23 protein-coding genes are annotated in these 25,013 nt (G+C 64.3%); 15 read left to right on the forward strand and 8 right to left on the reverse strand.

All coding sequences use genetic code 11. The features are described from left to right. Positions 1–194: 194 nt before the first annotated feature. Positions 195–818, forward strand: coding sequence for a helix-turn-helix transcriptional regulator (locus ACR9YP_RS06470; RefSeq protein WP_438103571.1), 624 nt, complete (start codon positions 195–197; stop codon positions 816–818). A 40-nt stretch (positions 819–858) separates the two neighbouring features. On the opposite strand, the gene ACR9YP_RS06475 is transcribed toward ACR9YP_RS06470, so the two are convergent. The 3 genes from ACR9YP_RS06475 to ACR9YP_RS06485 all read right to left on the reverse strand — a co-directional run bounded on the left by ACR9YP_RS06475 (position 859) and on the right by ACR9YP_RS06485 (position 2,573). Further along, entirely contained in the window at positions 859–1,107 is a 249-nt protein-coding gene (locus ACR9YP_RS06475; protein WP_474219232.1) for a hypothetical protein, read from the reverse strand. A 229-nt stretch (positions 1,108–1,336) separates the two neighbouring features. Then, on the reverse strand, positions 1,337–1,714 hold the full coding sequence (locus tag ACR9YP_RS06480; RefSeq protein WP_438103570.1) for an Hpt domain-containing protein: 378 nt from the start codon (positions 1,712–1,714) through the stop codon (positions 1,337–1,339). Positions 1,715–1,865: 151 nt separating this feature from the next. Then, positions 1,866–2,573 carry a Crp/Fnr family transcriptional regulator gene (locus tag ACR9YP_RS06485; RefSeq protein WP_370990204.1) on the reverse strand — a complete coding sequence of 236 codons (708 nt, stop codon included), beginning with the start codon at positions 2,571–2,573 and terminating at the stop codon, positions 1,866–1,868. Positions 2,574–3,245: 672 nt separating this feature from the next. Here ACR9YP_RS06485 and ACR9YP_RS06490 point away from each other — a divergent pair. The 7 genes from ACR9YP_RS06490 to ACR9YP_RS06520 all read left to right on the forward strand — a co-directional run bounded on the left by ACR9YP_RS06490 (position 3,246) and on the right by ACR9YP_RS06520 (position 9,812). Beyond that, entirely contained in the window at positions 3,246–3,728 is a 483-nt protein-coding gene (locus ACR9YP_RS06490; protein WP_438103569.1) for a response regulator, read from the forward strand. A 421-nt stretch (positions 3,729–4,149) separates the two neighbouring features. Beyond that, positions 4,150–6,936 (forward strand): hybrid sensor histidine kinase/response regulator, encoded by a 2,787-nt coding sequence (locus ACR9YP_RS06495; protein WP_438103568.1) that lies wholly within the window; start codon positions 4,150–4,152, stop codon positions 6,934–6,936. 77 nt (positions 6,937–7,013) lie between these two features. Beyond that, positions 7,014–7,487: a chemotaxis protein CheW gene (locus ACR9YP_RS06500; protein ID WP_474219234.1), complete on the forward strand. Its 474-nt coding sequence runs from the start codon at positions 7,014–7,016 to the stop codon at positions 7,485–7,487. A 32-nt stretch (positions 7,488–7,519) separates the two neighbouring features. Further along, the gene (locus ACR9YP_RS06505) at positions 7,520–7,906 is read left to right on the forward strand and encodes a response regulator (protein ID WP_091897857.1); all 387 of its coding nucleotides are present in this window, start codon (positions 7,520–7,522) and stop codon (positions 7,904–7,906) included. A 61-nt stretch (positions 7,907–7,967) separates the two neighbouring features. Continuing rightward, the gene (locus ACR9YP_RS06510; RefSeq protein ID WP_438103566.1) at positions 7,968–8,846 is read left to right on the forward strand and encodes a CheR family methyltransferase; all 879 of its coding nucleotides are present in this window, start codon (positions 7,968–7,970) and stop codon (positions 8,844–8,846) included. Between the two features lie 2 nt (positions 8,847–8,848). Then, positions 8,849–9,166 carry a pilus assembly protein PilZ gene (locus tag ACR9YP_RS06515; protein WP_091897861.1) on the forward strand — a complete coding sequence of 106 codons (318 nt, stop codon included), beginning with the start codon at positions 8,849–8,851 and terminating at the stop codon, positions 9,164–9,166. Between the two features lie 142 nt (positions 9,167–9,308). Next, the gene (locus ACR9YP_RS06520) at positions 9,309–9,812 is read left to right on the forward strand and encodes a response regulator (protein ID WP_128930701.1); all 504 of its coding nucleotides are present in this window, start codon (positions 9,309–9,311) and stop codon (positions 9,810–9,812) included. Between the two features lie 175 nt (positions 9,813–9,987). Here the strand turns inward: ACR9YP_RS06520 and ACR9YP_RS06525 are convergent, their stop codons facing one another. After that, positions 9,988–10,275 (reverse strand): hypothetical protein, encoded by a 288-nt coding sequence (locus ACR9YP_RS06525; RefSeq protein ID WP_438103565.1) that lies wholly within the window; start codon positions 10,273–10,275, stop codon positions 9,988–9,990. A gap of 149 nt (positions 10,276–10,424) precedes the next feature. Here ACR9YP_RS06525 and ACR9YP_RS06530 point away from each other — a divergent pair, with 149 nt between their 5' ends. Further along, positions 10,425–11,060, forward strand: a complete 636-nt coding sequence (locus ACR9YP_RS06530; protein ID WP_091897867.1) for a response regulator transcription factor — start codon at positions 10,425–10,427, stop codon at positions 11,058–11,060. A 146-nt stretch (positions 11,061–11,206) separates the two neighbouring features. On the opposite strand, the gene ACR9YP_RS06535 is transcribed toward ACR9YP_RS06530, so the two are convergent. The 3 genes from ACR9YP_RS06535 to ACR9YP_RS06545 all read right to left on the reverse strand — a co-directional run bounded on the left by ACR9YP_RS06535 (position 11,207) and on the right by ACR9YP_RS06545 (position 16,102). After that, positions 11,207–14,803: a PAS domain S-box protein gene (locus ACR9YP_RS06535; protein WP_474219236.1), complete on the reverse strand. Its 3,597-nt coding sequence runs from the start codon at positions 14,801–14,803 to the stop codon at positions 11,207–11,209. Then, entirely contained in the window at positions 14,781–15,209 is a 429-nt protein-coding gene (locus tag ACR9YP_RS06540) for a response regulator (protein ID WP_438103564.1), read from the reverse strand. The genes ACR9YP_RS06535 and ACR9YP_RS06540 overlap by 23 nt, the downstream gene beginning before the upstream one ends. Positions 15,210–15,388: 179 nt before the next feature. After that, on the reverse strand, positions 15,389–16,102 hold the full coding sequence (locus tag ACR9YP_RS06545; protein WP_438103563.1) for a GntR family transcriptional regulator: 714 nt from the start codon (positions 16,100–16,102) through the stop codon (positions 15,389–15,391). A 94-nt stretch (positions 16,103–16,196) separates the two neighbouring features. Here ACR9YP_RS06545 and ACR9YP_RS06550 point away from each other — a divergent pair, with 94 nt between their 5' ends. From ACR9YP_RS06550 to ACR9YP_RS06575, 6 genes are all read left to right on the forward strand, one after another. After that, entirely contained in the window at positions 16,197–17,216 is a 1,020-nt protein-coding gene (locus ACR9YP_RS06550; protein ID WP_474219237.1) for an ABC transporter substrate-binding protein, read from the forward strand. Further along, the gene (locus ACR9YP_RS06555; RefSeq protein WP_370990909.1) at positions 17,216–17,977 is read left to right on the forward strand and encodes an ABC transporter ATP-binding protein; all 762 of its coding nucleotides are present in this window, start codon (positions 17,216–17,218) and stop codon (positions 17,975–17,977) included. Before ACR9YP_RS06550 ends, ACR9YP_RS06555 begins: the two co-directional genes overlap by 1 nt. Positions 17,978–17,987: 10 nt before the next feature. Beyond that, positions 17,988–18,851: an ABC transporter permease gene (locus ACR9YP_RS06560; protein WP_474219239.1), complete on the forward strand. Its 864-nt coding sequence runs from the start codon at positions 17,988–17,990 to the stop codon at positions 18,849–18,851. Then, the gene (gene araD, locus ACR9YP_RS06565) at positions 18,848–20,590 is read left to right on the forward strand and encodes an L-arabinonate dehydratase (protein WP_438103561.1); all 1,743 of its coding nucleotides are present in this window, start codon (positions 18,848–18,850) and stop codon (positions 20,588–20,590) included. The genes ACR9YP_RS06560 and araD overlap by 4 nt, the downstream gene beginning before the upstream one ends. Positions 20,591–20,600: 10 nt before the next feature. Beyond that, positions 20,601–21,320 carry a ribonuclease activity regulator RraA gene (locus ACR9YP_RS06570; protein WP_474219240.1) on the forward strand — a complete coding sequence of 240 codons (720 nt, stop codon included), beginning with the start codon at positions 20,601–20,603 and terminating at the stop codon, positions 21,318–21,320. 75 nt (positions 21,321–21,395) lie between these two features. After that, the gene (locus tag ACR9YP_RS06575) at positions 21,396–22,487 is read left to right on the forward strand and encodes an SMP-30/gluconolactonase/LRE family protein (RefSeq protein WP_438103559.1); all 1,092 of its coding nucleotides are present in this window, start codon (positions 21,396–21,398) and stop codon (positions 22,485–22,487) included. Between the two features lie 220 nt (positions 22,488–22,707). Here ACR9YP_RS06575 and ACR9YP_RS06580 read toward each other — a convergent pair whose 3' ends face one another. Then, positions 22,708–24,813, reverse strand: coding sequence for a S9 family peptidase (locus ACR9YP_RS06580; protein ID WP_474219242.1), 2,106 nt, complete (start codon positions 24,811–24,813; stop codon positions 22,708–22,710). Positions 24,814–25,013: the final 200 nt, after the last annotated feature.

Below are 25,013 nucleotides of genomic sequence, written 5' to 3' on the forward strand. Positions count from 1 at the left end.
AGCCTTTGAGGGTTTTCGCCCGCTTGCTCAGGATCTGAGCCGGAATCTCAACCTCTACGCGCCCGGGAACTGGCCCCACGCAAGCATAAATTGTGCCGATGCCGCGGATTTAGCGCAAAACTGCCGAAATCACCGTAATCTTACGGAGCAAAAAGTTAACCACAGACCGGGTCCCGTTCCGCTAAACGAGTGACATGGCGTCACAGAATGATACGGCCACTGATTCGCGGCCGTCGGAATGGTACGAAAGCAGCGCTGCTCCAGCTGAAGAGCCCGATTTCGTCCGCCTGAACGCCGCCCGTGCCAAGGCCGCCGACGAAATGGCCGCCGCCATTGCCCGCGAGCTCAACGGCCCCCTGACGGCGCTCCTGCTCTACATGGGCGAGATCAAGCACCACAGCGATCAGCTCGCGCCCGTCACCGGCGACCGCGCCTATTTGCAGCGCGTGGTGGAGAATGCGCTGGCGCAGACCGAGCGCGTTTGCGGCCTCGTCAAGCAGCTTGCCGGCCCTCACAAGGGCGGCCTGCCGATCCCATCCGGGACCGGGGACGCCGAAGCGCGGCCCCCCCGCGTGCCGCTGCCGCAGCGCGTGCCCCGCGCCGAATTGATTGGCCTGTCCGGCCAGAAGCGGCTGACCAAGCGCGAGCGCGAGGTGCTGAGGCTGATCAGTGAAGGCTATTCGAACAAGCAGGGCGCGCTTCGGATGCAGATCAGTCCGCGCACGTTCGAAAGCCACCGCGCCGAGGCGATGCGCAAGCTAGGTGCGCGCAACACCGCAGACCTCGTCCGTGCGGCGCTGCTGCACTCGATCGATTGAGATTGATTGCATTCCGCCCGGCCGGCGGCGCTGATCCCGCTCAGAAATAGTCTTCGGCGAAGGGACGCGTGCGTGATGCGGGCCGCAGCGGCTTGGGCTCGTCCTTCGGTGCGTTCGGGATGATCGTGATGGTCCAGCGGGGAGGCATGTTCGATTCCTGCTCGAGCACCGAGCGCACGAAGCCAGTCACCGTCGACTCGCCAGACTTTACCGTCGCCATCCGGCCGTTGAACTGAGCGATGCGGAAGCGACGGACTTCCTTCTGGTCCGCAGTCTCGTAGGTGAACATGGAAACCCTCCTGGTTTCCCGCGACTATCGCCAGCTATGATTAGCCATCTGTGAAAATCCCAAGCCGTAGAAGTACGGCGGGAATACACGCGCGGATAGTTAGAGCGTTTTCGACAACCGAAATGGCTCTAAAGCGCGATGAGATTTGGATGAATCGTCATCGCGCTTTAGGTTGTTGTTTGAGCATGATCTTTTCGGAAAACCGCTGCGCACTTTTCCGGATCATGCTCTAGCATTCCGGCTCCTGCGCGCGCGCCGCGGCGTAGGCGTCGTCCATCAGGTCCAGGAGATCGCCGAGCTCGGTGTCGTGAAGCGTCTCCGCAGACTTCTCCAGCCGCAGTGCCAGCGCCGCGAGCCTCGCATAGCCGAACGTCCCGGCCGCACTCTTCAACGAATGTGCTTCGCGCGCGATCCTGGCCTGGTGCTGCTCGCGCGAGAGCGTGCGGAACAGTTGCAGGCGTGCGCCGGTCTCGCTCCAGAACACGGCGCGCACCTCGCGGGCTCCGTCCTCGCCGATCTCACGTACCAGCGCCGCATAAGCATTCGGGTCGCGCGCGGGCGCGCAATCGAGCAGCTTCGGCGCCGGCGCGACGGACAATTCAAACATGGCTTTGCCTGCTCGATCACGATTCGATGCCGCGCGGGCCGGTATCGGTGCGAGGCCCGCCGTGTCTACGGCATCTGGATTTCAGTTCCGGAAGCAGGACGGCTCGTGTTTGCGGGCCGGCATTAGCCGTCCGTTTACCACGCGGGCGGGGTCAGCGCTGGCCGAGCAGCCGGTCGTATTGCGCCTTCACGGTGGCGTAGCATTCGCACGCGGTCTGGCGCAGGCCGTCCAGGTTCAGGATCTGGATGTGTCCGCGGCTGTAGTGGATGAAATTGGCCTGCTGCAAGGTGTTGGCGACCAGCGACACGCTGTTGCGCCGCGCCCCGATCATCTGTGCCATGGCCTCCTGGGTCAGCAGCAGCCGGTAGTCGCCCGACAGGTCATGGGTGTGCAGCAGGCAGCGCGACAGCCGCGACTCCACGGGATGGGCGGCGTTGCAGCCCGCGGTCTGCTGGACCTGCGCGTAAATCGCAAGACCGTGGCGCGTGAGCAAGGTCCGCAAGCTGCTGCTCTGGTCGGCCGCGACGCGCAGCCGGTCGAGATCCATCACCGAGGCGACTCCGGGAACCAGCACGACGGCCGTGTTCAGCGCGCTTGCATCGCCCATGGTCGAGAGTGTTCCAAGCAGGCTGTCGCGGCCGATCATCGCGACCTGCACATGCTCGCCCTTGGCGAGCTTCACCACGAGCGAGATCACGCCGCGGTGGGGAAAATAGGCGCGCTTGAGCGTTTCGCCGGCCTCGACCAGCACCGCGTCATGGGGCAGATCGATCGCGCGCAGGTACGGGCGGATCAGCTCATAATCGTCTCCCGACAGCGCGGATAGGAAACCGTTGGATGGGCGGCCCGTCGTTTCCAAAGCTGCCTCCCGCCTTTTGCACCAGCAAAGTCGCCACCGGCGAAATCGCTTCTTGCGCGAGTAAGTTCCATCATGTTCACGTCGGGATATATTGGCAATTGGGACGAGATGTCCGGCCCAAGACAGTCTCCCTGACCATTTCAATCGTTACGAGATGAGAGCGCAGCAGATCGAAATCTGCCGCGTCGAGCATTTGCAGCAACTGGTTGGGCGGGTGGCCGCTTGCGGTCATAAAGGGGCACCGGGTGCATTGACATCCATTCGCGCCGCGCCACGTTCGTCATGCAGTTGCGCGGCGACAAAAATATATTGTATAGGTTGTGGCGCTGTCCATATACTCGTTGCAGGGCAGACAGCCTGTGGCATTTGCGGCGGAAATGGAAATAAAGAGCGGCGCGCTGATTCGCTCTTGAGTTGTGCACCTCTCTGCGAGGGTTGCGCAGGAAAGAGCGGCAAGGGGGCCTTCATGAGCCGGAAGCATTGCATCCGTGCTGCCATCGGACGCCGGTCGACCCGCGCAGTCTCGTCCGCGAGTGCTTTCAGCCATCCAGCATTGCTTCGAACCATGGCGCCGTGCGGCCGCAGATTTCGCGACCATCGTCTCCGTTTTCCCGGCGCCGCCAACCATCTTAGCGGCCATCCATTTCTCGATCGAAACCAGAGGAGAAAGGCGTGTCCCACGGCTCGATGATTGAATTGCCGAAACGGGAAGCTCAAACGGGGAGGGAAGGTCTGCGCCATATTCTCGTTGTCGACGACGACCCGATGGTGTGCATGGCCATCGAGATCCATCTCCAGCGCAACAATTTTCGGGTGACGATCGCCGAGGGAGGTGAAGCCGGACTGCGGGCCCTCGCACACGATCAGTTCGATCTGATGATCATCGACATCCTCATGCCGCATATGCGCGGGTTCGAATCGATCCGGACCTTCCACGAGCGGGCGCCCGCCATTCCGCTGATCGCGATGTCGGGCTACGCTTTCGCAAATCTGAATTCGCCCGCACCCGATTTCCTCCGGATGGCGCTGGAGCTCGGCGCCGCACGCTGTCTGCGCAAGCCGTTCACGCCGCACGCACTGCTCGCCGCCATCAACGATTGCCTGGCGGAGCATCGGCCCGACGCCGAGATTGCCTCGGCAGCGCGGCTGGGTTAGCGCAGCACGAGCCGGACTGGCGACGAGGTAACGGTTCGTTTACCGAAAACGTGAATTTCGCGGAGCTCGGCACAGCACGAAACGACTATCGCGAGAGCGCCCGCGACCGCGGGCCGAGTCCGTTCAATTCCACTCAAGGCCGCGCCTATCGTCCTTCACGAACGGGATTTTCTCGCGCGTGCCATGCGCCGTGATCGACGCGTCTACCTCACTCCTCGCTCCGTCGCGGCGCGGTGCCGGTTTTGCCGAAGCGTGTCCTCGCATGCAGCCGAACGGCAAACTTGTCTTCAATATCCGTATTAGCACGGAGGCCGAAATTAACGGGACCGTGAAAAGGGATGTCTAACGATCGAAAAGAGGGCTTCCGTCGATACCAAGCGCGGCGCAACGCGTCGAAGCCCAGCTCAGTAAGGCGTACCTCATGGATGATCTGTTGCGGGAGTTTTTGACGGAGACCAGCGAGAGCCTGGACACCGTCGACAATCAGCTGGTGAAGTTCGAGCAGGAGCCGAACAACGCCAAGATCCTGGATAACATCTTCCGCCTGGTCCACACCATCAAGGGCACCTGCGGCTTCCTCGGCCTGCCGCGGCTGGAAGCGCTGGCGCATGCCGGCGAGACGCTGATGGGCAAATTCCGCGACGGCATGCCGGTGACCGGGCAGGCGGTGACGGTGATCCTGTCCTCGATCGACCGCATCAAGGAGATTTTGGCTGGCCTGGAGGCGACCGAAGCCGAGCCGGAGGGCAACGACCGCGACCTCATCGACAAGCTGGAGGCGATGGTCGAGCAGGGCATGGCCGCGATGGCGGCTGGCGCAGCTGCGGTCGCCGACGCGCCGCCGCTGGCGCCGGAAGCCCCGGCCGCCGCTGCGCCCACCAAGGCGATGACCACGGGCACGCTGATCGCACAGACGCTGGAGCGCCCGTTGCGTCCCGGCGAAGTCTCGCTCGACGAGCTCGAGCGCGCCTTCCGCGAGACCGCGATCGAAGCGCCGGTGCCTGCTGCGCCCGTTGCCAAGGCTGAAGCCAAGGCCGAGCCCGCGCCGGTGGTTGAAGCCCCGGCGCCTGCCGCGAAGCAAGCCGCCAAGCAAAAGCCCGCGCCGAAGAAGTCGATGGCCGACGAAAGTGCCGGCGAAGGCGACCGCATCGCCAACCAGTCGATCCGCGTCAACGTGGACACGCTGGAGCATCTGATGACCATGGTCTCCGAGCTGGTGCTGACCCGCAACCAGCTGTTGGAGATCTCCCGCCGCAACGAGGACACCGAGTTCAAGGTGCCGCTGCAGCGGCTGTCCAATGTCACCGCCGAGCTGCAGGAGGGCGTCATGAAGACGCGCATGCAGCCGATCGGCAATGCCTGGCAGAAGCTGCCCCGCATCGTCCGCGATCTCTCCTCCGAACTCGGCAAGCAGATCGAGCTGGAGATGCACGGCGCCGACACCGAGCTCGACCGCCAGGTGCTCGACCTGATCAAGGACCCGCTCACCCACATGGTGCGCAACTCCGCCGATCATGGCCTGGAGACCCCCGCCGAGCGCTTAGCGGCCGGCAAGGGCGAGCAGGGCACCATTCGGCTGTCCGCCTATCACGAGGGCGGCCACATCATCATCTGCATCGCCGACAACGGCCGCGGCCTCAACACCGAGAAGATCAAGGCCAAGGCGATCTCCTCAGGGTTGGTCACCGAGGCTGAGCTCGAGAAGATGAGCGAGGCCCAGATCCACAAGTTCATCTTCGCGCCGGGCTTCTCCACCGCGGCCGCCATCACCTCGGTCTCCGGCCGCGGCGTCGGCATGGACGTGGTCCGCACCAATATCGACCAGATCGGCGGCACCATCGACATCAAGAGCGTGGCCGGCGAGGGAAGCTCGGTCACCATCAAGATCCCGCTGACCCTCGCGATCGTCTCGGCCCTGATCGTCGAAGCCGCCGGCGACCGCTTTGCCATCCCGCAGCTCTCGGTGGTCGAGCTGGTGCGCGCCCGCGCCAACAGCGAGCACCGCATCGAGCGCATCAAGGACACCGCGGTGCTGCGCCTGCGCAACAAGCTGCTGCCGCTGATCCATCTGAAGAAGCTCTTGAAGATCGACGACGGCGCCGCGTCCGATCCCGAGAACGGTTTTATCGTGGTGACCCAGGTCGGCAGCCAGACCTTTGGCATCGTCGTCGACGGCGTGTTCCACACCGAGGAGATCGTGGTCAAGCCGATGTCGACCAAGCTGCGTCACATCGACATGTTCTCCGGCAACACCATCTTGGGCGATGGCGCCGTCATCATGATCATCGACCCCAACGGCATTGCCAAGGCGCTCGGCGCCGCCGGCTCCTCGGCCCATGACATGGCCGACGAGAATGCGGCGCATCACATCGGCAGCGGCGAGCAGACCACCTCGCTGCTGGTGTTCCGCGCCGGCTCGTCCCAGCCCAAGGCGGTCCCGCTCGGCCTCGTCACCCGCCTCGAGGAGCTGCCGGCCGACAAGATCGAGTTCAGTAACGGCCGCTACATGGTGCAGTACCGCGAGCAGCTGATGCCGCTGGTCGCGATGGAGGGCGTCACCATCGCGAGCCAGGGCGCCCAGCCGATCCTGGTGTTCGCCGATGACGGCCGCTCCATGGGCCTCGTCGTCGACGAGATCATCGACATCGTCGAGGAGCGGCTCAACATCGAGGTCGGCGGCTCCGGTTCGGGCATTCTGGGCTCGGCCGTGATCAAGGGCCAGGCCACCGAGGTGATCGACGTCGGCCACTTCCTGCCGATGGCGTTCGCCGACTGGTTCACCCGCAAGGAGATGAAGCCGTCGCTGCACTCGCAGTCGGTGCTCTTGGTCGACGACAGCGCCTTCTTCCGCAACATGCTGGCGCCGGTGCTGAAAGCGGCCGGCTACCGCGTCCGCACCGCGCCGACCGCGCAGGAGGGCCTCGCTGCGCTGCGCGCGCAGAGCTTTGACGTGGTCCTGACCGACATCGAGATGCCCGACATGAACGGGTTCGAGTTCGCCGAACTGATCCGCTCCGACAACAATCTGGGGTCGATGCCGATCATCGGCCTCTCCGCGCTGGTGTCGCCGGCGGCGATCGAGCGCGGCCGTCAGGCCGGCTTCCACGACTATGTCGCCAAGTTCGACCGTCCCGGTCTGATCGCGGCGCTGAAGGAGCAGACCGCGGGCGCCGCCGGCGCCTCCGAGCTGAGCCGGGCAGCGGCTTAAAGCATGATCCGGAAAAGTGTGAAGCGGTTTTCCGACAAGATCATGCTCAAACAAGCGCAGGGATCAGGAGACAAGCGATGAGCCGCAAGACCCAGTCCAGCGAGGGCGCCATGGTCGAATACGTCACCGCGATGATCGGCGGCCAGCTGTTCGGCCTGCCGATCTCCCGCGTCCAGGACGTGTTCATGCCCGAGCGCGTCACCCGCGTGCCGCTGTCCTCGCGCGAGATCGCCGGCGTCCTGAACCTGCGCGGCCGCATCGTCACCGTGGTCGACATGCGCGCCCGGCTCGGCCTGCCCAAGGCCGAAGACGGCAAGGTGCCGATGGCGGTCGGCGTCGACCTGCGCGGTGAATCCTATGGCCTCTTGATCGACCAGATCGGCGAGGTGCTGCGCCTGCCCGAGGACGGCAAGGAGGAAAACCCCGTCAACCTCGATCCGCGCATGGCCAAGCTCGCCGGCGGCGTCCACCGCCTCGACGGTCAGCTCATGGTCGTGCTCGACGTCGATCGCGTCCTCGAGCTCGAAACCAAAGTGCAAATGGCTGCGTGAGCCAACCGAAACATCGAAACCGGAGAACCAAAATGAAAACGTGTTTGGTGGTCGATGATTCCAGCGTCGTGCGCAAGATCGCGCGCCGGATCCTGGAAGGCCTGGAGTTCGAGGTCACCGAGGCCGAGGACGGCTCGAAGGCGCTCGAAATCTGCCAGCGCAAGCTGCCCGATGCGGTGCTGCTCGACTGGAACATGCCCGTGATGGACGGCTTCGAATTCATGGGCCATATGCGTCGCCTGCCCGGCGGCGACCAGCCCAAGGTGGTGTTCTGCACCACCGAGAACAACGTGGCTCATATCGCCCAGGCGCTCAGCGGCGGCGCCAACGAGTACATCATGAAGCCCTTCGACAAGGACATTATCGCCGACAAATTCGCTGAAGTTGGGTTGATCCCGGTCGGACAAACCATGGTCTGAGTGTGTCTGGCCCAAAGTGTTTGGGCCAGAGTGTTCCAGTACAGTTTCGAAGAGGCCATCCGTGACCCCGACCGAGTACGAGTATCTGCGCAAGTTCCTAAAGGATAATTCCGGTCTCGACCTGTCCGCAGACAAGCAATATCTGATCGAAAGCCGCCTGCTGCCGCTCGCCCGCAAGACCGGGCTCTCCGGCATCGCCGAGCTTGTGCAGAAGCTGCAGGCCGGCTCGCGCCCGCTGATCACCGACGTGGTCGAAGCAATGACCACCAACGAGACCTTCTTCTTTCGCGACAAGGTGCCGTTCGAACATTTCCGCGACACGATCATGCCCGAGATCATCAAGGCGCGCGCCGGCCGCCGCAGCGTGCGCATCTGGTGCGCCGCCGGCTCGACCGGGCAGGAGCCCTATTCGCTGGCGATGTGCCTGAAGGAGATGGGCGCGGCCCTCACCGGCTGGCGCATCGAGATCATCGCGACCGACCTGTCGCAGGAGGTGCTGGAAAAGGCCAAGGCCGGCGTCTACAGCCAGTTCGAGGTGCAGCGTGGCCTGCCGATCCAGATGCTGGTCAAATATTTCAAGCAGACCGGCGAGACCTGGCAGATCAATCCCGAATTGCGGGCGATGATCCAGCATCGGCAGCTCAATTTGCTGCACGATTTTGCCCAGCTCGGCACCTTCGACGTGATCTTTTGCCGCAACGTGCTGATCTATTTCGACCAGGACACCAAGATCAACATCTTCAATCGCCTGGCGCGCCAGATCGAGCCCGACGGCTTCCTGGTGCTGGGTGCGGCCGAGACCGTGGTCGGATTGACCGACACGTTCAGGCCGATTGCGGAGCGGCGCGGCCTCTACAAGCCGAACGATCCGCGCGCGGCAGCAGCCAAGCCGGCTCTCACGGGCGTGGCCCCGCGCCTGGCGGTGATGGCAGGACGGTAAGCATGGCCGAGGATGGAAAAGGTGCGGAGCGCGTAACGTTCAGCCGCGGCTATGATGTCTGCATCATGGCGATCGACGGCACCTGGCGGCGCGACTGCAAGCTCAACGCGATCTCCGACACCGACGCCATCCTCACGGTGGAAGGCTCGATCCAGGGGCTGAACCTGAAAGAGTTCTTTCTGCTGCTGTCCTCAACCGGCCTCGCCTACCGCCGCTGCGAGCTGGTACGGGTCAACGGCGCCGAGATGGATATCCAATTCCTGCGCGGCAAGAACCGGAAGAAGCGCGGCGCGACCGGCGGCCATGACGCCGCGGCCTGATCGGCGCGTGGCTGCCGCCGCACTTTCCGCCACGTTGCTTTATATTTGCTGAAACATCAGAACCAATTTGCCGTAGCCGCTTTACGTCGTCTAAGCGCGAGCCGTGTAACCATTGCTGGTCTCAATCTCAGGAATACCGGCAATGCCCAGAAGCTCTCTTTCCCCCATCTCGTCAAACCTGCCCGACGTCGCCGAGCGGCGTGCGCTTCAGCTCCTGGTGGTCGATGACGACGCCACGCAGCGCAGCCTGATCACGGTTGCCGCCAAGCAGGCCGGCCACGAAGTCACCGTGGCGCCCTCGGTGGCGGAAGCGATCGAGAAGCTCCGCGCCGCGCGCTTCGACTGCGTGACGCTCGATCTCGTGCTGGAGGATGGCGACGGCATCGACGTGCTGCGCGAGATGAAGGAGGCGAAATTCGCCGGCGCCGTGATCGTCATCAGCGGCATGGACGGCAAGCGCCGCAGTGCCGCCCGCAGCTTCGCCCGTTCCGTCGGGATCGAGCTCCAGAGCCTGCCGAAGCCGCTGGATCTGGCGGCCCTGCGCATCAGCCTCGCCAATCTCGGCAAGACCGCGATGGGCCTGCCGGCAATCCACACCTGGGGTGGTGTGGCCACCGACGCGATCGTGGAACGGCACCGCGCCTAAAGCTTGATCCGGACCCGAAGGGCCATGTTAGCGCAAAGTGCGCAGCGGTTCCGAAAGATCATGCTCAAACAACAGCCTAAAGCGCGATGACGATTCATCCTAATCTCGTCGCGCTTTAGCTGCGGAGCTGCCATGCGATCGGATTTGCCGCCGCGCCGCCGCGCTGATCGCGATCCTACGCGTCGCTGGATTCCGACAGGCATTGCAGGGCGTGGCGAAGGCCCGCCCGGCAGGCGCCGAGGGCGGCGCTCGCGGTGGCGTACTGGGGCGTGACGTCGTCGAGGATGAGGACGTCCGCGGAACTTTCCGCATCATTGCCGTGTTCTTGATCCATGGCTGCGGCGATCCGGCGCATGCTGGTCTCGATCTGTGCGATCAGCAAGCGAAGGTCAGCTGCAATCAGCTCACGGCTCTCGACTTCGGGCGTTGCGAGCAACTGCGGTGTATCGGCTAAATTTAGCATGGATATTCTCCGTCTCCCGCAATTAGGCGCCATGCCGCTACTTGTGCGTTAAGTCTATGTCCCGTACAAATACGGGTGGGCCGAATCCGCGCCGAACGCCATAACGGTTGGCGCGGACGCGAGTCCTTCATGCCAACTGGATGTGGCACATGGCCGAACAAAGCTCTCGCGGTGAAATCTTCGTGGTCGACGACGACCCTGCCGTTCGCGACACCTTGTCGATGGTGTTGAAGGCGGCAGGCTATGAGGTGATCTGTTTTGCGGACGGCGCAGCGCTGCTCTCCGTCGCGCGGAACCGCACACCGGCTGCGATCCTGCTCGACGTGCATATTCCCGGAAAGTCGGGCCTCGACATTCTCAAGGAACTGCACGGCGAGGACTATCCGGCGCCGATCTTCATGATCTCCGGGCAGGGCGACATTGCGATGGCGGTCGGGGCGATCAAGAGCGGTGCGCTCGACTTCATCGAGAAGCCGTTCCGCGGCAGCGAGATCGTCGGCCGGCTCGACGAGGCGATCGGCGCCTACGCGCGCCGGCAGGCGGAGAATGCGTCGCCGAAATTCGGCTCGCTGCATTTCCCCGGACGTGAGCCGTTGACGCGCAGGGAGCGCGAGGTGCTCGAGCAGTTCGCCTCCGGTGCATCCAACAAGGAAGCCGGCCGCACGCTCGGCATCAGCCCGCGCACCATCGAGGACCACCGCGCCAACATCATGAAGAAGCTCGGCGCGCGCAATGCCGCCGACCTGATCCGCATCGTGATGACCGCGGCCCAGCGCGCGTCGTAGAATCGATCGGCGAGCCTTTGTAGCCCGGATGGAGCGCCAGCGAAATCCGGGACCGGTGCACGCAGCAAGAGACTTCCCGGATTGCGCTGCGCTCCATCCGGGCTACACGCGACCAGCTATGAAAGGCCTGCCTAAAAGGCCTGCGCTCATCCCTGCAACGCCTTGCGGATGATCCGCGCCAGATCCGATTTTCGATAGGGCTTGGCCAGCAGCAGGACCCCCGAATCCAGCCGGCCGTGATGGATGATCGCATTCTCGGTATAGCCGGACGTATAGACCACCCTGAGATCGGGGCGGGTCTTCTGGATCTCGTCGGCGAGCTGACGTCCGTTCATCTTGCCGGGCATGATGACGTCGGTGAACAGGAGGTCGAACCGCTTGCCGGCGGCGACGATCGCGAGCGCCTCCGCGGCGTTCGCGGCCTGCAAAGTGGCGTATCCCAGCGAATGCAGCTGAGCCAGCACGTAGTCACGCACCAGCCGGTCGTCCTCGACCACCAGGATGGTCTCGTGTCCGCCCTCGATCGCCGCCGCCGTCACGCCCTCGCCGACCGCCGTCGGCGTCTTGCCAGGCGGCAGGTACATCTTGATCGTGGTGCCGTGGCCTTCCTCGCTGTAGATCTTGATGTGTCCTGCGGACTGCTTGATGAAGCCGTAAACCATTGAGAGTCCGAGTCCGGTGCCCTTGCCCGGGCCCTTCGAGGTGAAGAAGGGATCGAACACCCTGGCCAGCATGTTCGCGGGGATTCCGGTGCCGGTGTCGCTCACGGCGATCAGCACGTAGTGCCCCGGTGGCACATCGTTGGCGCTGGCATAGACCTCGTCGAGATAGGCGGCGCCCGTCTCCACGATCAGCTTGCCGCCGTTCGGCATGGCGTCGCGGGCATTGAGTGCAAGGTTGAGGATCGCGGTGGTGAGCTGGTTGGGATCGACAATCGCGACGCAGCTCTCGTCCTCGAACACCGATTCGATCTGGATCTGTTCGCCCAGCGTCGGCCGCAGCAGTTTCGCGGTGTCGATGATCAGCGAGTTGATGTCGATCTCGCGCGGCTGGAGCGGCTGCTTGCGCGCGAAGGCGAGCAGGTGCTGGGTCAGATCGGCGCCGCGCGCGGCCGCCTCGTCGATCATCTTGGTGATGGCCGCAAGCTGCGGCTCCTTCTCGACCGCCTCCGCAAGGATCTCGATGGTTCCGGTGATGACGGTGAGGATGTTGTTGAAATCATGCGCCACGCCGCCGGTAAGCTGGCCGACCGCCTCCATCTTCTCGGCATGGCGGATGCGCTCCTCAGCCGCGATCTTGTCGGTGAGGTCGCGGTAGAAGACGTTGAACAGCAGGCCCTCGCGGCGCTTCAGCGCGGTGACGCTCAGCTCAGCCTTGAACTCCTTGCCGTCGCGGCGGCGGCACATCAGCTCGCGACGGCGGTTCAGCGTTTTGTCGTCTTCGTTTGCGAGGAACTGCGTTAGGCCGGCCCTAACCCTCTCGCGTTCGCTTTCGGCGACGATCAGATCGATCGTGTTCTTGCCGAGCACCTCGTCGCGGCGCCAGCCGAACAGCCGTTCGGCTTGCGAATTCCAGTTCAGGATGCTGCCGGTCTCGTCGGTCTGCACGAAGGCGTCGAGCGAGGTCTCGACGATCTTGCGGGCAAGCCGCTCGCTCTCGCGCAGCGATTCCTGCGCGAGCCGCGCCTCCGTCATGTCCCGCCCGACGAAGAAGAACCGCTGCGCCTGCTCGGACCAGTTGCCGAGCCAGGACAGCCAGACCATGTGTCCGTTCTTGTGGAAGCAGCGCGTATCACCGAGCTTTGGCCGCTCGCCGAGCCGCATCGCGCGCATGTTTTCGCGGGACTGCTCCAGATGGTCGGGATGAACGAAGTCGGCGCCGCTGCGGCCGATCATCTCCTCCGGCCGGTAGCCGAGAATGGTCTCGCTGCTCGGGCTGATCTGCACGACATGGCCGCGCGCGTCCATGACCATGATCAGGTCCTGCGACGTCTCGAAGATCTGCCGGCGCTCTTCGAGCTGCTGCTGCAGCGCCCGCTCGGCCCGCCGCGCCTCGGTGAGGCTGCGCGCAGATCCGGAGGCACCGACGATCTCGCCCGACGGTCCCCTGATCGGCGAGAGGCTGAGCGAGATCTCGACCGGCGCGCCGTCCTTGCGCAGGCGCACCGTCTCGAAGCGTTCGATCGGCTCGCCTGCCGCGATCCGCCGCAAGATGTTCTTGCCCTGCTCGCGGCGGTCGGCGGGTACGATGATGGCGGTGGATTTCCCGATCGCCTCGTCCGCCGAATAGCCGTAGAGGCGTTCGGCAGCCGGATTCCAGCCCGTGATGATGGCTTCGAGCGACTGCATCACGATCGCATCGTCGGACGATTCCACTGCGGCGCTGAACAGGCGCTCGCGCGCCGCATGATGGCTTCGAGCTGCCTCGGTGCGGCGATGCTCCTCGATCTCGCGCTGGAGTGCGGCCGTTTTCGCCCGGGTTTCCTCGACCATCTGGGCAAAGGCCCGTGCCAGCACGCCGGTCTCGCCGCTGGCATCGACGGGTATATCCGCCGGACGTCCGCTGCCGATGGCCTGCACCGCCTTGGTCAGGCGGCCGATCGGGCGCGTCAATGAGCGCGCCAGGAGCACCGCGAGCAAAGCCGCAGCCAGCACGGCAAGCACGCCGACAAGCAAGGACGTTCGTTGAATCGCTGCGGGCACGAGGCCGAACACCGGCGAGGGAATCGTCTCGATGATCGCAACCCAGTCCTTGCCCACGAGCAGGGCCGGCGCAATCGCCGCCCCGCTCGGCCGGCCCGACCCGTCGGTCATGAGCCGCGTGGATCCTTCCAGCGTCCCGGCCGAGGCCGCAAAATAGGGAAAATCCTTGCGCCAGTCGTTGGGACGATCATGCCATGCGCCGAATTCCCGCGTGCGATCGGGATGGACGAGATAGTCGCCGCGCGAATTCACGACATAGATCTCTCCGCCCGAGGTCACGGTGGAGCGGACGCGGTCGAGCGCCGGTCGCATGTCGATATTGGCGATGATGATGCCGAATGGCCTGCCGTCCGCCGTGAACAGCGGGGTTGCAACGCGTAACGTCGGAATGTGGGAGGTCGTGGTTCCCCCCTGGCGGGTGGCGAGATCGATGGCGGACACGTAGATCTCGCCCGGCGCCAGCCGGATCGTCTCCTGAAAGTAGCTCCGTTCGCTCTTGCGCTCGAGTTCGTCGTTGGGAGCGATCCGCGCCTTTCCATCCGGGCCGGAGCGATCGACGCGGACCAACTCGCGCTGGTCGTCGTCGAGACCGATGATGCGAAATTGCCCGTAACTGGGTTTGGCGTCGATCTCGGCTGCGAGCCGCGCTGCGATGCGCTCGCGCCAGGTTTGCTCCGACACGCCGTCGGATGCGTCGATGCCTCCACCGATGTGAGCGCGGATCAGGCCGTTGATGGCTGCGGCAGAGCGGTAGCCGAGCAGATCGCCGCGCGCGCCGGCGACGTAGGATTCGAGATTGGTCGCCAGCAGCCGTGACTGGGCTTCGACGCGTTCCAGTACCCGCGGAATGACGGCCTGGGTGGTGTTGCGATAGCCCAACCATCCGACTGCGGCCACGGTCACCGCCACCAGCAGGGTCATCGTGATGGCAAGCCGCGTTGCGAGCGTCATGGGGATATTCGCACCGGTTCCCGAATGGCCACGCCTGTTCTGGCCTGGAAAGGAATGAGGGTCCTTGTCATCGGTGGCCGGTGCTGACATCCGGATTCCCCACCGATGCCGCCCGGGCCGTGCCCAGGCAGCCATCGACCGCCGCGAGCAGTGCGCCTGGTCGGAACGGCTTTTGCAAGCTTGCCACCGCGCCGAGCTTGGTTGCCATCTTCAGGAAATCCGGCTCCGCATAGGGGTCCGGCGCGGCCGAACGGCCGGAAATGACGATGATCGGGACGGTTGGGGCCAGCGCCCGGATATGGCGCATCGTCTCCAGCCCGTCCATGCCGGGCATGAAAATGTCGAGAAACAACAGGTCGAACGGGCTGGCCTCGAATAACGCAAGCCCCTCGTAGCCATCGCCGGCGACGGTGACGTGATGACCGGCCCTCTCCAGCAGCAGCCGGATCGTGATCTGCACGGCCGGGTCGTCATCCACGATCAGGATGTTGGCCACGTCTGAGATCCTCCGGGGTCGGATGGGGATGCCCCAGCGACCGCAAATCAAGCCATCAAAGACGAAATTGTTGCGCGGATTCCGCCCGGCCCGCAAGCACTTCGCGAGCGCCACCATTCCGGTCGAGGTAACCTCTCCCGGCGCGCTATATGCACGCTCCCGTGCATAAGCCGTCCCTCCTAGTCGGTCAGGTACTCGGGATAGCGGCTTCGGATCTTGTCCAGCTCGCTCAGCGTGCCCGACAGATGTTTGCGCAGATGCTGTTGCGCGGCCTCGGCATCTCCGGCCTCGATCGCGCGCGTGATCAGCCGATGGTGACGGACGATGTTCTGGGCCTTGCCGGGTGAGGGCAAATGCAGCCGGCGCAGCCGGTCGATATGTCCGCTGCGGCTGCGCACCAGCGTCCATAGATCTTGCTTGCCGGCGGCCGCGTAGAGCTGGGCGTGAAAGTCGTTGTCGCCGGCGATGAAGCTCTCGAAATCTCCGGCCTTGGCGAATTGCTGCTGGAGCGCGATCGCGTGGTCGAGGCGGATGACCAGGGCCGCGTCATGCCTTTCCGCGAGCAGGCGCACGATCTCCAGCTCCAGTGCCTGACGCAGGAAATGGGCCTGCCGCGCGCGGTCGACGTTGATCCGGCTCACCACGGTCGCATGCTGCGGAAAAACGTCGACGAGGCCCTCTTCCTCGAGGCGCATCAGCGCGTCGCGCACCGGTGTCGAGCTGACACCGAACTGGCCGGCAAGCTCGGCGCGCGACAAGGGAGCGCCGGGCGGCAGCTCCAGGGCGACAATCGCGTTGCGTAGCCGCTCGAACACCTGCGGCGCCGCCTGGCGGCCGCGGTCGAGCCGGGCGGGGCGTGGGGCCGCGCGCAGCGCGGTATGGGATGATTCCATGGCGGGTCCCGCGGGCTTGCGTTTGATGCACTAATATATTAGTGCATCAGCAGGGTCAACGCAGATCGACGCTGGCCGGAGGAAACACACAACAATGATCAAGCATCTTCGCAGCAAGCTTGCGGCCGCCACCGTGATCGCCGCGATCGCCTTCTCAATGTCAACGGCTCACGCGCAGCAAAAGTCCGAGATCGCGCTGTCGCGCCAGCCCGGCATCTTCTACATGCCGAGCCATATCATGGAGAAGCTGAAGCTGATCGAGAAGCATGCGGCTTCCCTCGGCGTAACTGGTGTCACCACCAAATGGATCACCTTCTCCGGCGGCGGAGCGCAGACCGACGCGCTGCTCGCCGGCGGCGTCGACATCCTCAACACCGGCACCGGCAATCTGCTGCTGCTATGGGATCGCACCCGCGGCGGCGTGAAGGGCATCGTCGCCACCTCGGCGCAGCCGATGACGCTGATCAGCCGCGACGCCAACATCAAGTCGATCAAGGATTTCGGCCCGGGCGACAAGATCGCGGTGCCGACCGTGAAGGTCTCGACCCAGGCGATCGTGCTGCAGATCGCGGCCGCCGAGGCCTTTGGTGCCGACCAATGGTCGAAGCTGGATGCCAACACCGTGCAGCTCGGTCACCCCGACGCCTATGCGGCGCTGTCCAACCCGAAGCACGAGGTGCACAACCATTTCTCGATTCCGCCCTTCACCTTCCTGGAGTTGAAGAACGTGCCGGGCGCGCATGTCGTGCTGAGTTCGCCGGATGTGATGGGCGGCCCGCTCAGCCAGGCGCAATTCTTCACCACGACCAAGTTCGCTGACGCCAATCCAAAGATCATCCAGGCCGTGCGCGACGCCACCAAGGAAGCGCAGGATCTGATCCGCAGCGATACCAAGCAGGCGGTCGAGATCTACAAGGAGATCACCGGCGACAAGACGTCGGTGGAAGAGCTGCTCGATCTCCTGAAGGAGCCCGGCATGATGGAGTGGAATCTCGAGCCGCAGGGCACGATGAAATTCGCAGCCCATCTCTACAAGACCGGAACGCTGAAGAATCAGCCCAAGGCCTGGACGGACTACTATCTCCCCGTCGCGCACGATCTGAAGGGCAACTGATGGCGCTGCTCGACGTCAGCTCGGTGACGCTGCGCTACAAGACCTCCAGCGCCGTCGTCACCGCCACGGAAAAAGTGAGCTTCACCGTCGACCGGTCCGACCGCTTCGTACTGCTCGGACCCTCCGGCTGCGGCAAGTCGACCCTGCTCAAGGCCGTCGGCGGCTACATGAGCCCGAGCGAAGGCCGCATGACCATTGGCGATCGCGAGATCCATGGGCCCGGCGCCGACCGCATGATGATCTTCCAGGAGTTCGACCAGCTCCTGCCCTGGAAGAGTGTGCTCGCCAATGTGATGTTCCCGCTGCTCACCGCGAGAAAGCTGTCGCGCAAGGACGCCGAGGCGAAAGCGCGCGCCTATATCGAGAAGGTCGGCCTCACCCGCGTGGTCGATGCCTATCCGCACACGCTCTCCGGCGGCATGAAGCAGCGCGTCGCGATCGCGCGCGGCATGGCGATGGAGCCGGACATCCTTCTCATGGACGAGCCGTTCGCCGCGCTCGACGCGCTGACGCGGCGGACCTGTCAGGATGAGCTGCTCCAGCTCTGGAGCGAGACCAAATTCACCGTGCTGTTCGTGACCCATTCGATCGCGGAGGCGATCCGCATCGGCAACCGCATCCTGCTGCTGTCGCCGCATCCCGGCCGCGTCAAGGCCGAGGTGATCGACGTCGACAAGGTTTCGAATGAGGATGGCAGCGCCGGCCGGCTGGAGAAGGAGATCCACGATCTCCTGTTCGCCTCCGAAGCTGTAGCGCACTAAGGGAGCCGCCATGGGCGAAGCCAGAATCTTGCTGCGTGACGCGCCGGTTGCCAGCACGGGAGGTGCAGGCGAGGTCGAGCGCAAGTTGGGTGTGCTTGAGCTGCTGTGGAACGACGGCTTTGTCCGCAAGTCGGTCATCATCCTGTTTCTCGCGGCGGTCTGGGAAGCGTACGGGGTCTACCTCGACAATCCCCTGCTGTTTCCGACACTGCACGACACCTTCATGACGCTGTTCGATCGCGTCAAGGACGGCACCATTCCGATGCGGGCCTGGACCTCGCTGAAGGTGCTGTTCATGGGCTATTCGGCCGGCATCGCACTGGCCGCGATCTTCACCGTGCTCGCGATCTCGACGCGCATCGGCACCGACTTCCTCGAGACCGTCACGGCGATGTTCAACCCGTTGCCGGCGATCGCGCTGTTGCCGCTGGCGCTGATCTGGTTCGGCCTCGGCAATGGCAGCCTGGTCTTCGTGCTGATCCATTCGGTGCTGTGGCCGGTCGCGCTCAACACCCATTCCGGCTTCAAGAGCGTGTCCAACACGCTGCGCATGGTCGGCCGCAATTACGGCCTGCGCGGATTGCCTTATGTGGCGAAGATCCTCATCCCCGCGGCCTTCGGCTCGATCCTCACCGGCCTCAAGATCGGCTGGGCTTTCGCCTGGCGCACGCTGATCGCGGCCGAGCTGGTGTTCGGCGTGTCCTCGGGCCAGGGCGGTCTCGGCTGGTTCATCTTCGAGAACCGCAATCTGCTCGACATACCTGCTGTCTTCGCTGGCCTCTTGACCGTGATCATCATCGGGCTCTTTGTCGAGAACCTGATCTTCCGCGCCATCGAGCGGAACACCGTCCAGAAATGGGGCACCCAATCATGACCAAGAACAAGAAGAAAACGCCCGACCAGCTCCGCAGCGCGCGCTGGTTCGCACCCGACGACCTTCGCTCGTTCGGCCACCGCTCCCGCACCATGCAGATGGGCTACGCGCCGGAAGAGTGGAAGGACCGCCCGATCATCGCGATCCTCAACACCTGGTCGGATGCACAGCCCTGCCACATGCACTTCAAGTCGCGGGTCGACGACGTCAAGCGCGGCATCCTGATGGCCGGTGGCCTGCCGCTGGAGCTGCCGGCATTGTCGCTGTCGGAATCGCTGCTCAAGCCCACCACCATGCTCTACCGCAATCTGCTGGCGATGGACGCCGAAGAATTGTTGCGCAGCCATCCCGTCGATGGCGTGGTGCTGATGGGCGGCTGCGACAAGACCACGCCGGCGCTGCTACTCGGCGCCACTTCGATGAACATTCCGGCGATCTATCTGCCGGCCGGTCCCATGCTGCGCGGCAACTGGAAGGGCAAGACGCTGGGCTCCGGCTCCGACGGCTGGAAATACTGGGACGAGCGCCGCGCCGGAAAAATCTCCGACAAGGACTGGCTCGACATCGAGGCCGGCATCGCCCGTAGCTACGGCACCTGCATGACCATGGGCACGGCCTCGACCATGACCGCGATCGCCGAGGCGATCGGCATGACGCTGCCGGGCGCTTCCTCGATTCCCGCCGCCGACGCCAACCACATCCGCATGGCCTCCGAATGCGGCCGCCGCATCGTCGAGATGGTGTGGGAGGATCTGACACCGAAGGCGATCCAGACCCGCAAGGCGTTCGAGAACGCGATCGCGGTGGCGATGGCGATGGGCTGCTCGACCAACGCGATCATCCATCTGATCGCGCAGGCCCGCCGCGCCGGCCAGGACATCGGCCTCGACGATTTCGAGAAGGCCAGCCGCAAGGTGCCCGTGATCGCCAACGTGCGGCCGAGCGGCGATACGTATTTGATGGAGGATTTCTTCTATGCCGGCGGCCTGCCGGCGCTGATGAGCCAGATCAAGCCGCATCTGCATCTCGACTGCGTCACCGTCACTGGCAAGATGGTGGCTGAGAACATCGCGCACGCCGAAGTGCACAATGCCGACGTGATCCGCTCCGTCGACAATCCCATCTACAAGGAAGGCGCGCTTGCCGTGCTCAAGGGCAATCTCGCTCCCGACGGCTGCGTCATCAAGCCCTCCGCCTGCGCGCCGCGCTTCCTCAAGCACACCGGGCCGGCGCTGGTGTTCGACGACTATCCCGCGATGAAGAAGGCGGTCGACGATCCCAATCTCGATGTCACCGAAGATCATATCCTCATTCTGCGCAATGCCGGGCCGCAGGGCGGGCCAGGCATGCCGGAATGGGGCATGCTGCCGATTCCGACCAAACTCGTGAGGCAGGGCGTGCGTGACATGGTGCGCATCTCGGATGCGCGCATGAGCGGTACCAGCTATGGCGCCTGCATCCTGCACGTCTCGCCCGAGTCCTACATCGGCGGCCCGCTGGCGCTGGTGCAGAACGGCGACCGCATCACGCTCGACGTCGCCGCGCGCACCATCAATCTCGATGTGAGCGAAGCCGAACTCGACAAGCGCCGCGCCGCCTGGAAACAGCCCGAGCGCCGCTTCGAGCGCGGCTATGGCTGGATGTTCACCAAACACATCAAGCAGGCCAATGACGGCTGCGACTTCGACTTCCTCGAGACCGATTTCGGCGCGCCGATCGGCGAGCCTTCGATTTACTAGAGAGCACGACATGACCAAACTCAGCGAAGCCACCCGCAACAAGCTCAAATCCGTCTCCACCGCCACCGTCGCCACCGCCTTGTTCAAGCGCGGCCTGCGCATCCAGATGATCCAGGATGTGCACCCCTTAAGCCCCGACCAGCCGGCCATGGTCGGCGAGGCCTTCACGCTGCGCTACATGCCGGCACGCGAAGATCTCAACACCATCGAGGTCTTCAAGGACCGCTCGCATCCGCAGCGCAAGGCGGTCGAGGATTGTCCGGCAGGCAGCGTGCTGGTGATGGACAGCCGCAAGGACGCGCGCGCAGCCTCGGCCGGCGCGATTCTGATCACGCGGCTGATGAAGCGTGGCGTCGCCGGCGTCGTAACCGACGGCGGCTTTCGCGATTCCGCGGAGATCGCCAAGCTCGGCTTCCCCGCCTTTCACCACCGCCCGAGCGCGCCGACCAACCTCACGCTGCACCAGGCGATCGAGATCAACGTCCCGATCGGCTGCGGCGATGCGCCGGTGTTCCCCGGCGATGTTATCCTCGGTGATGCCGACGGTGTCATCGTGATCCCCGCGCACCTGGCAGATGAGATCGCAAACGAAACCTTTGAGATGACGGCGTTCGAGGACTTCGTCACTGAGGAAGTCGGCAAGGGCCGCGGCATCTTCGGCCTGTATCCCGCGACCGATCCGCAGACGCTCACCGACTTTGCCGAATGGCGCAAGAAGAACGGCCGCTAAGCCGAGAGCAAATCACGTCAAGGAACAGGCCGGCCACATCAAGCGCCGGCCTTTTATCGCCCAGGGAGGATTACAATGAATTTCACGCGACGCAATCTGATGGCCGGCGCCGGCGCAGCAGTGGCATCCACGTTTCTCGCCCGCGCTGCCGGCGCCCAGTCGTTCGCGTTCACGCCCAATCAGCGCTACCCGGACCCGGCCGTCCAGATCCTCGACCCCAGCTTCACAAAATACCGGCTCTATTCCTCCACGGTCGAGCAGGTTGCAACCGGGATGCGCTGGGCTGAAGGCCCGGCTTATTTTCCCGAGGGCGGCTATCTCTTGTTCTCCGACATCCCCAACAACCGGATCATGAAGTTCGACGAGAAGACCGGCCAGACCAGCGTGTTCCGCGCCGATGCCAATTACGCCAACGGCAATGCGCGCGACCGTCAGGGCCGCCTCGTCACCTGCGAGCATTCGGTCACCCGCCGCATCACCCGCACCGAGAAGGACGGCAAGATCACCGTGCTCGCCGACAAGTTCGAGGGCAAGCGGCTGAACGCGCCGAACGATATCGTGGTGAAGTCCGACGACAGCATCTGGTTCACCGATCCGCTGTTCGGCATCAACGGCGAGTGGGAGGGCAAGAAGGAGAAGGCCGAGCAGGCCAGCACCAATGTCTATCGCATCGCCAAGGACGGCAAGCTCAGCGCCGTCCTCACCGACCTCGTCAATCCCAATGGCCTCGCCTTCTCGCCGGACGAGAAGAAGCTCTACATTGTCGAGTGGAAGGGCACGCCAAACCGCAGCATCTGGAGCTACAATGTCGGCGACGACGGCAGCCTGAGCGGCAAGACCAAGCTGATCGACGCCGCCGATCAGGGCTCGCTCGACGGCTTTCGCGTCGATCGCGACGGCAATCTCTGGTGCGGCTGGGGCTCGAACGGCGCGCTGCAATCCGAGCCGACCGAAATCGGCGGCCGCAAGGTGTTCCAGCTCAGGGGAAGGCCGGACGATCTCGACGGCGTCATGGTGTTCAACCCCGAAGGCAAGCCGCTCGCCTTCATCAAGCTGCCGGAACGCTGCGCCAACCTCTGCTTCGGCGGTCCCAAGAACAACCGGCTGTACATGGCCAGCAGTCATTCGGTCTACGCGCTCTATGTCGAGGCGCATGGCGCGGTGTGAGGCGCGGTCGTGCCTCACACTCTATGTCGTCCCGGCGAAGGCCGGGACCCATAACCACAGGGAGTGGTTTGGCGACGATTAGTAGTTAAGAGGTCTTCGTCGGTACTGCTGGCTGCACTCTGTCGATAGATCACGCGGTATGGGTCCCGGCCTTCGCCGGGACGACGATGTGGAGGTATCCGCGCGAGCCAACACGCAGCGCCGTTGCCCACCGGCGACGCTACACCCCAGCCTCCGTCATCCCCGCCGCCCACAGCGCGAACGCATAGACGATCGCGACTTCATCGAGCCGCTCAAATCGCCCCGAGGCGCCGCCGTGGCCGGCGCCCATGTTGGTGCGCAAGAGAACCGGGCCGCCACCGCGCATGGTAGCACGCAGGCGCGCGATCCATTTGGCGGGCTCCCAGTAAGTGACGCGCGGATCGGTTAGCCCGCCCATCGCCAGGATCGCCGGATAGTCCTTCGCCGCGACATTGTCATAGGGCGAGTAGGACAGGATGGTGCGAAAATCCGTCTCGCTCTCGATCGGATTGCCCCATTCCGGCCATTCCGGCGGCGTCAGCGGCAGCGTGTCGTCGAGCATGGTGTTGAGCACGTCGACGAATGGCACTTCGGCGACGATTCCCGCGAACAATTCGCCGGCGCGATTGGCGACCGCGCCCATCAGCATGCCGCCGGCCGAGCCGCCATGGCCGACGATGCGCTTGGCGCTGGTGTATTTCGCTGCGATCAGCGCCCGCGCGCTGGCAGCAAAATCGTCGAACGAATTGGTCTTCTTCTCGCGCTTGCCGTCGAGATACCAGCCCCAGCCCTTGTCGGCGCCGCCGCGGATATGGGCGATGGCATAGACGAAGCCGCGATCGACCAGCGATAGCCGGTTGGCGCTGAACGAAGCCGGCATCGCCATGCCGTAGGAGCCGTAGCCGTAGAGCAAGAGCGGCGCCGAGCCGTCGAGCTTCAGCCCACGGCGATAGAGGATCGACACCGGCACCTCGGCGCCGTCATGCGCCTTTGCCATGATGCGCGTGGTGACGTAGTCGGCGGCATCATGACCGGACGGAATCTCCTGGCGCTTGCGCAAGGTGCGCGTGCGCTTGACCATGTCGTAATCATAGACCTCCGACGGTGTCGTCATCGACGAATAGGCGAAACGCAAATTGGTCGTGTCGAATTCGTAGGAGCCCATCGTGTCGAGCGAATAGGCGGCCTCGTCGAAGGCGATCGCGTGCTCTTCCTTTGTCGCAAGATCGCGGATCACGATCGCCGGCAGCGCATTGGCGCGCTCCAGCCGCACCAGATGGCCGGCATAGAGATCGAGGTCGATGATGTAGATGCCGGGACGATACGGGATCAGGTCGCGCCAGTTCTTGCGCTCGGGCGCGGCGAGCGGCGCCGTGACGATCTTGAAGTCGATGGCGTCGTCGGCATTGGTGAGGATGAACAGCTCGTCGCCGCGATCGGCCAGTGAATATTGCACGCCTTCTTCGCGCGCTGCGACCAGGCGCGGCGGCGCCTCGGGGTTTGCGAGATCGATCAGCCGCTGCTCCGAGGTCTCGTGGTCGCCGCCAGCGATCACGCAGAAGCGGCCGCTGGTGCTCTCGTGCAGATGGGTGAACCAGCCGGCATCCTGCTCCTCATAGACCAGCGTGTCGTCGGCCTGCTTGGTGCCGAGCCTGTGCCGCCACACCTGCATCGGCCGGTGATTGTCGTCGAGCTTCACATAGAAGAAGCTTTTGCAGTCCGCCGCCCAGACCATGCCGCCGTCGGTCTCCTCGACGAGATCGTCAAGGTCCTTGGCCGTAGCCCAATCGCGCACGCGGATGGTGAAATATTCGGAGCCCTTGGTGTCGGCGCTCCAGGCCTGCAGCTTGTGATCATACGAGTGCCGGCTGCCGCCGAACTTGAAATATTTGTGGTCCTTGGCGAGCGCATCGCCGTCGAGCACGATATGGCCCTCGCCGCCGTCGCGTGGCATGCGGCCGAACAGCTCGTGCTGCCCGCCCTCGCGAAACCGGCGGAAATAGGCGAAGGGACCGTCGGGCGAGGGCACGCTGGAATCGTCCTCCTTGATCCGCCCCCGCATCTCGCGCACCAGCGTCTTCTGGAGGGGGGCGGTGTGGCCGAGCAGGCTCTCGGTGTAGACGTTCTCCTCATCCAGATATTTGCGGATGTCGGGATCGAGCACGCTGGGATCGCGCAGCACCTCCTGCCACCTCTCGTCCTTCAGCCAGGCATAGTCGTCGGTCACGATGATCCCGTGCCGCGTGTAGGAATGCGGCCGGCGCGGCGCGATGGGCGGCTGGGAAGGTGTTTTGGCTTGTGTCACTCGATCCTCGTTCGTGTCCGTGCGTCGCTGCTCTTCGCCTCTCCCCGCACTTGTCCGCCGAAGCCTTGGCGAAGGCGGATGCGGGAATCCGGGTGAGGGGGCTCTCCGCGAGTCCCGCTGCTACCGGCCCTGCGGAAGGAGCCCCTCACCCCAACCCTCTCCCCGCAAGAACGGGGAGAGGGAGAAGATGCATCACCTTA

The sequence above is a fragment of the Bradyrhizobium sp. BR14999 genome (assembly GCF_056106085.1).

What these genes read in the sequence shown, in the direction of transcription:
- ACR9YP_RS06470 (WP_438103571.1), top strand. Translation starts at nt 195, where the DNA reads ATGGCGTCACAGAATGATACGGCCACTGATTCGCGGCCGTCGGAATGG.
- ACR9YP_RS06475 (WP_474219232.1), bottom strand. Translation starts at nt 1,107, where the DNA reads ATGTTCACCTACGAGACTGCGGACCAGAAGGAAGTCCGTCGCTTCCGC.
- ACR9YP_RS06480 (WP_438103570.1), bottom strand. Translation starts at nt 1,714, where the DNA reads ATGTTTGAATTGTCCGTCGCGCCGGCGCCGAAGCTGCTCGATTGCGCG.
- ACR9YP_RS06495 (WP_438103568.1), top strand. Translation starts at nt 4,150, where the DNA reads ATGGATGATCTGTTGCGGGAGTTTTTGACGGAGACCAGCGAGAGCCTG.
- ACR9YP_RS06500 (WP_474219234.1), top strand. Translation starts at nt 7,014, where the DNA reads ATGAGCCGCAAGACCCAGTCCAGCGAGGGCGCCATGGTCGAATACGTC.
- ACR9YP_RS06505 (WP_091897857.1), top strand. Translation starts at nt 7,520, where the DNA reads ATGAAAACGTGTTTGGTGGTCGATGATTCCAGCGTCGTGCGCAAGATC.
- ACR9YP_RS06515 (WP_091897861.1), top strand. Translation starts at nt 8,849, where the DNA reads ATGGCCGAGGATGGAAAAGGTGCGGAGCGCGTAACGTTCAGCCGCGGC.
- ACR9YP_RS06520 (WP_128930701.1), top strand. Translation starts at nt 9,309, where the DNA reads ATGCCCAGAAGCTCTCTTTCCCCCATCTCGTCAAACCTGCCCGACGTC.
- ACR9YP_RS06525 (WP_438103565.1), bottom strand. Translation starts at nt 10,275, where the DNA reads ATGCTAAATTTAGCCGATACACCGCAGTTGCTCGCAACGCCCGAAGTC.
- ACR9YP_RS06530 (WP_091897867.1), top strand. Translation starts at nt 10,425, where the DNA reads ATGGCCGAACAAAGCTCTCGCGGTGAAATCTTCGTGGTCGACGACGAC.
- ACR9YP_RS06535 (WP_474219236.1), bottom strand. Translation starts at nt 14,803, where the DNA reads ATGTCAGCACCGGCCACCGATGACAAGGACCCTCATTCCTTTCCAGGC.
- ACR9YP_RS06545 (WP_438103563.1), bottom strand. Translation starts at nt 16,102, where the DNA reads ATGGAATCATCCCATACCGCGCTGCGCGCGGCCCCACGCCCCGCCCGG.
- ACR9YP_RS06550 (WP_474219237.1), top strand. Translation starts at nt 16,197, where the DNA reads ATGATCAAGCATCTTCGCAGCAAGCTTGCGGCCGCCACCGTGATCGCC.
- ACR9YP_RS06555 (WP_370990909.1), top strand. Translation starts at nt 17,216, where the DNA reads ATGGCGCTGCTCGACGTCAGCTCGGTGACGCTGCGCTACAAGACCTCC.
- ACR9YP_RS06560 (WP_474219239.1), top strand. Translation starts at nt 17,988, where the DNA reads ATGGGCGAAGCCAGAATCTTGCTGCGTGACGCGCCGGTTGCCAGCACG.
- araD (WP_438103561.1), top strand. Translation starts at nt 18,848, where the DNA reads ATGACCAAGAACAAGAAGAAAACGCCCGACCAGCTCCGCAGCGCGCGC.
- ACR9YP_RS06570 (WP_474219240.1), top strand. Translation starts at nt 20,601, where the DNA reads ATGACCAAACTCAGCGAAGCCACCCGCAACAAGCTCAAATCCGTCTCC.
- ACR9YP_RS06575 (WP_438103559.1), top strand. Translation starts at nt 21,396, where the DNA reads ATGAATTTCACGCGACGCAATCTGATGGCCGGCGCCGGCGCAGCAGTG.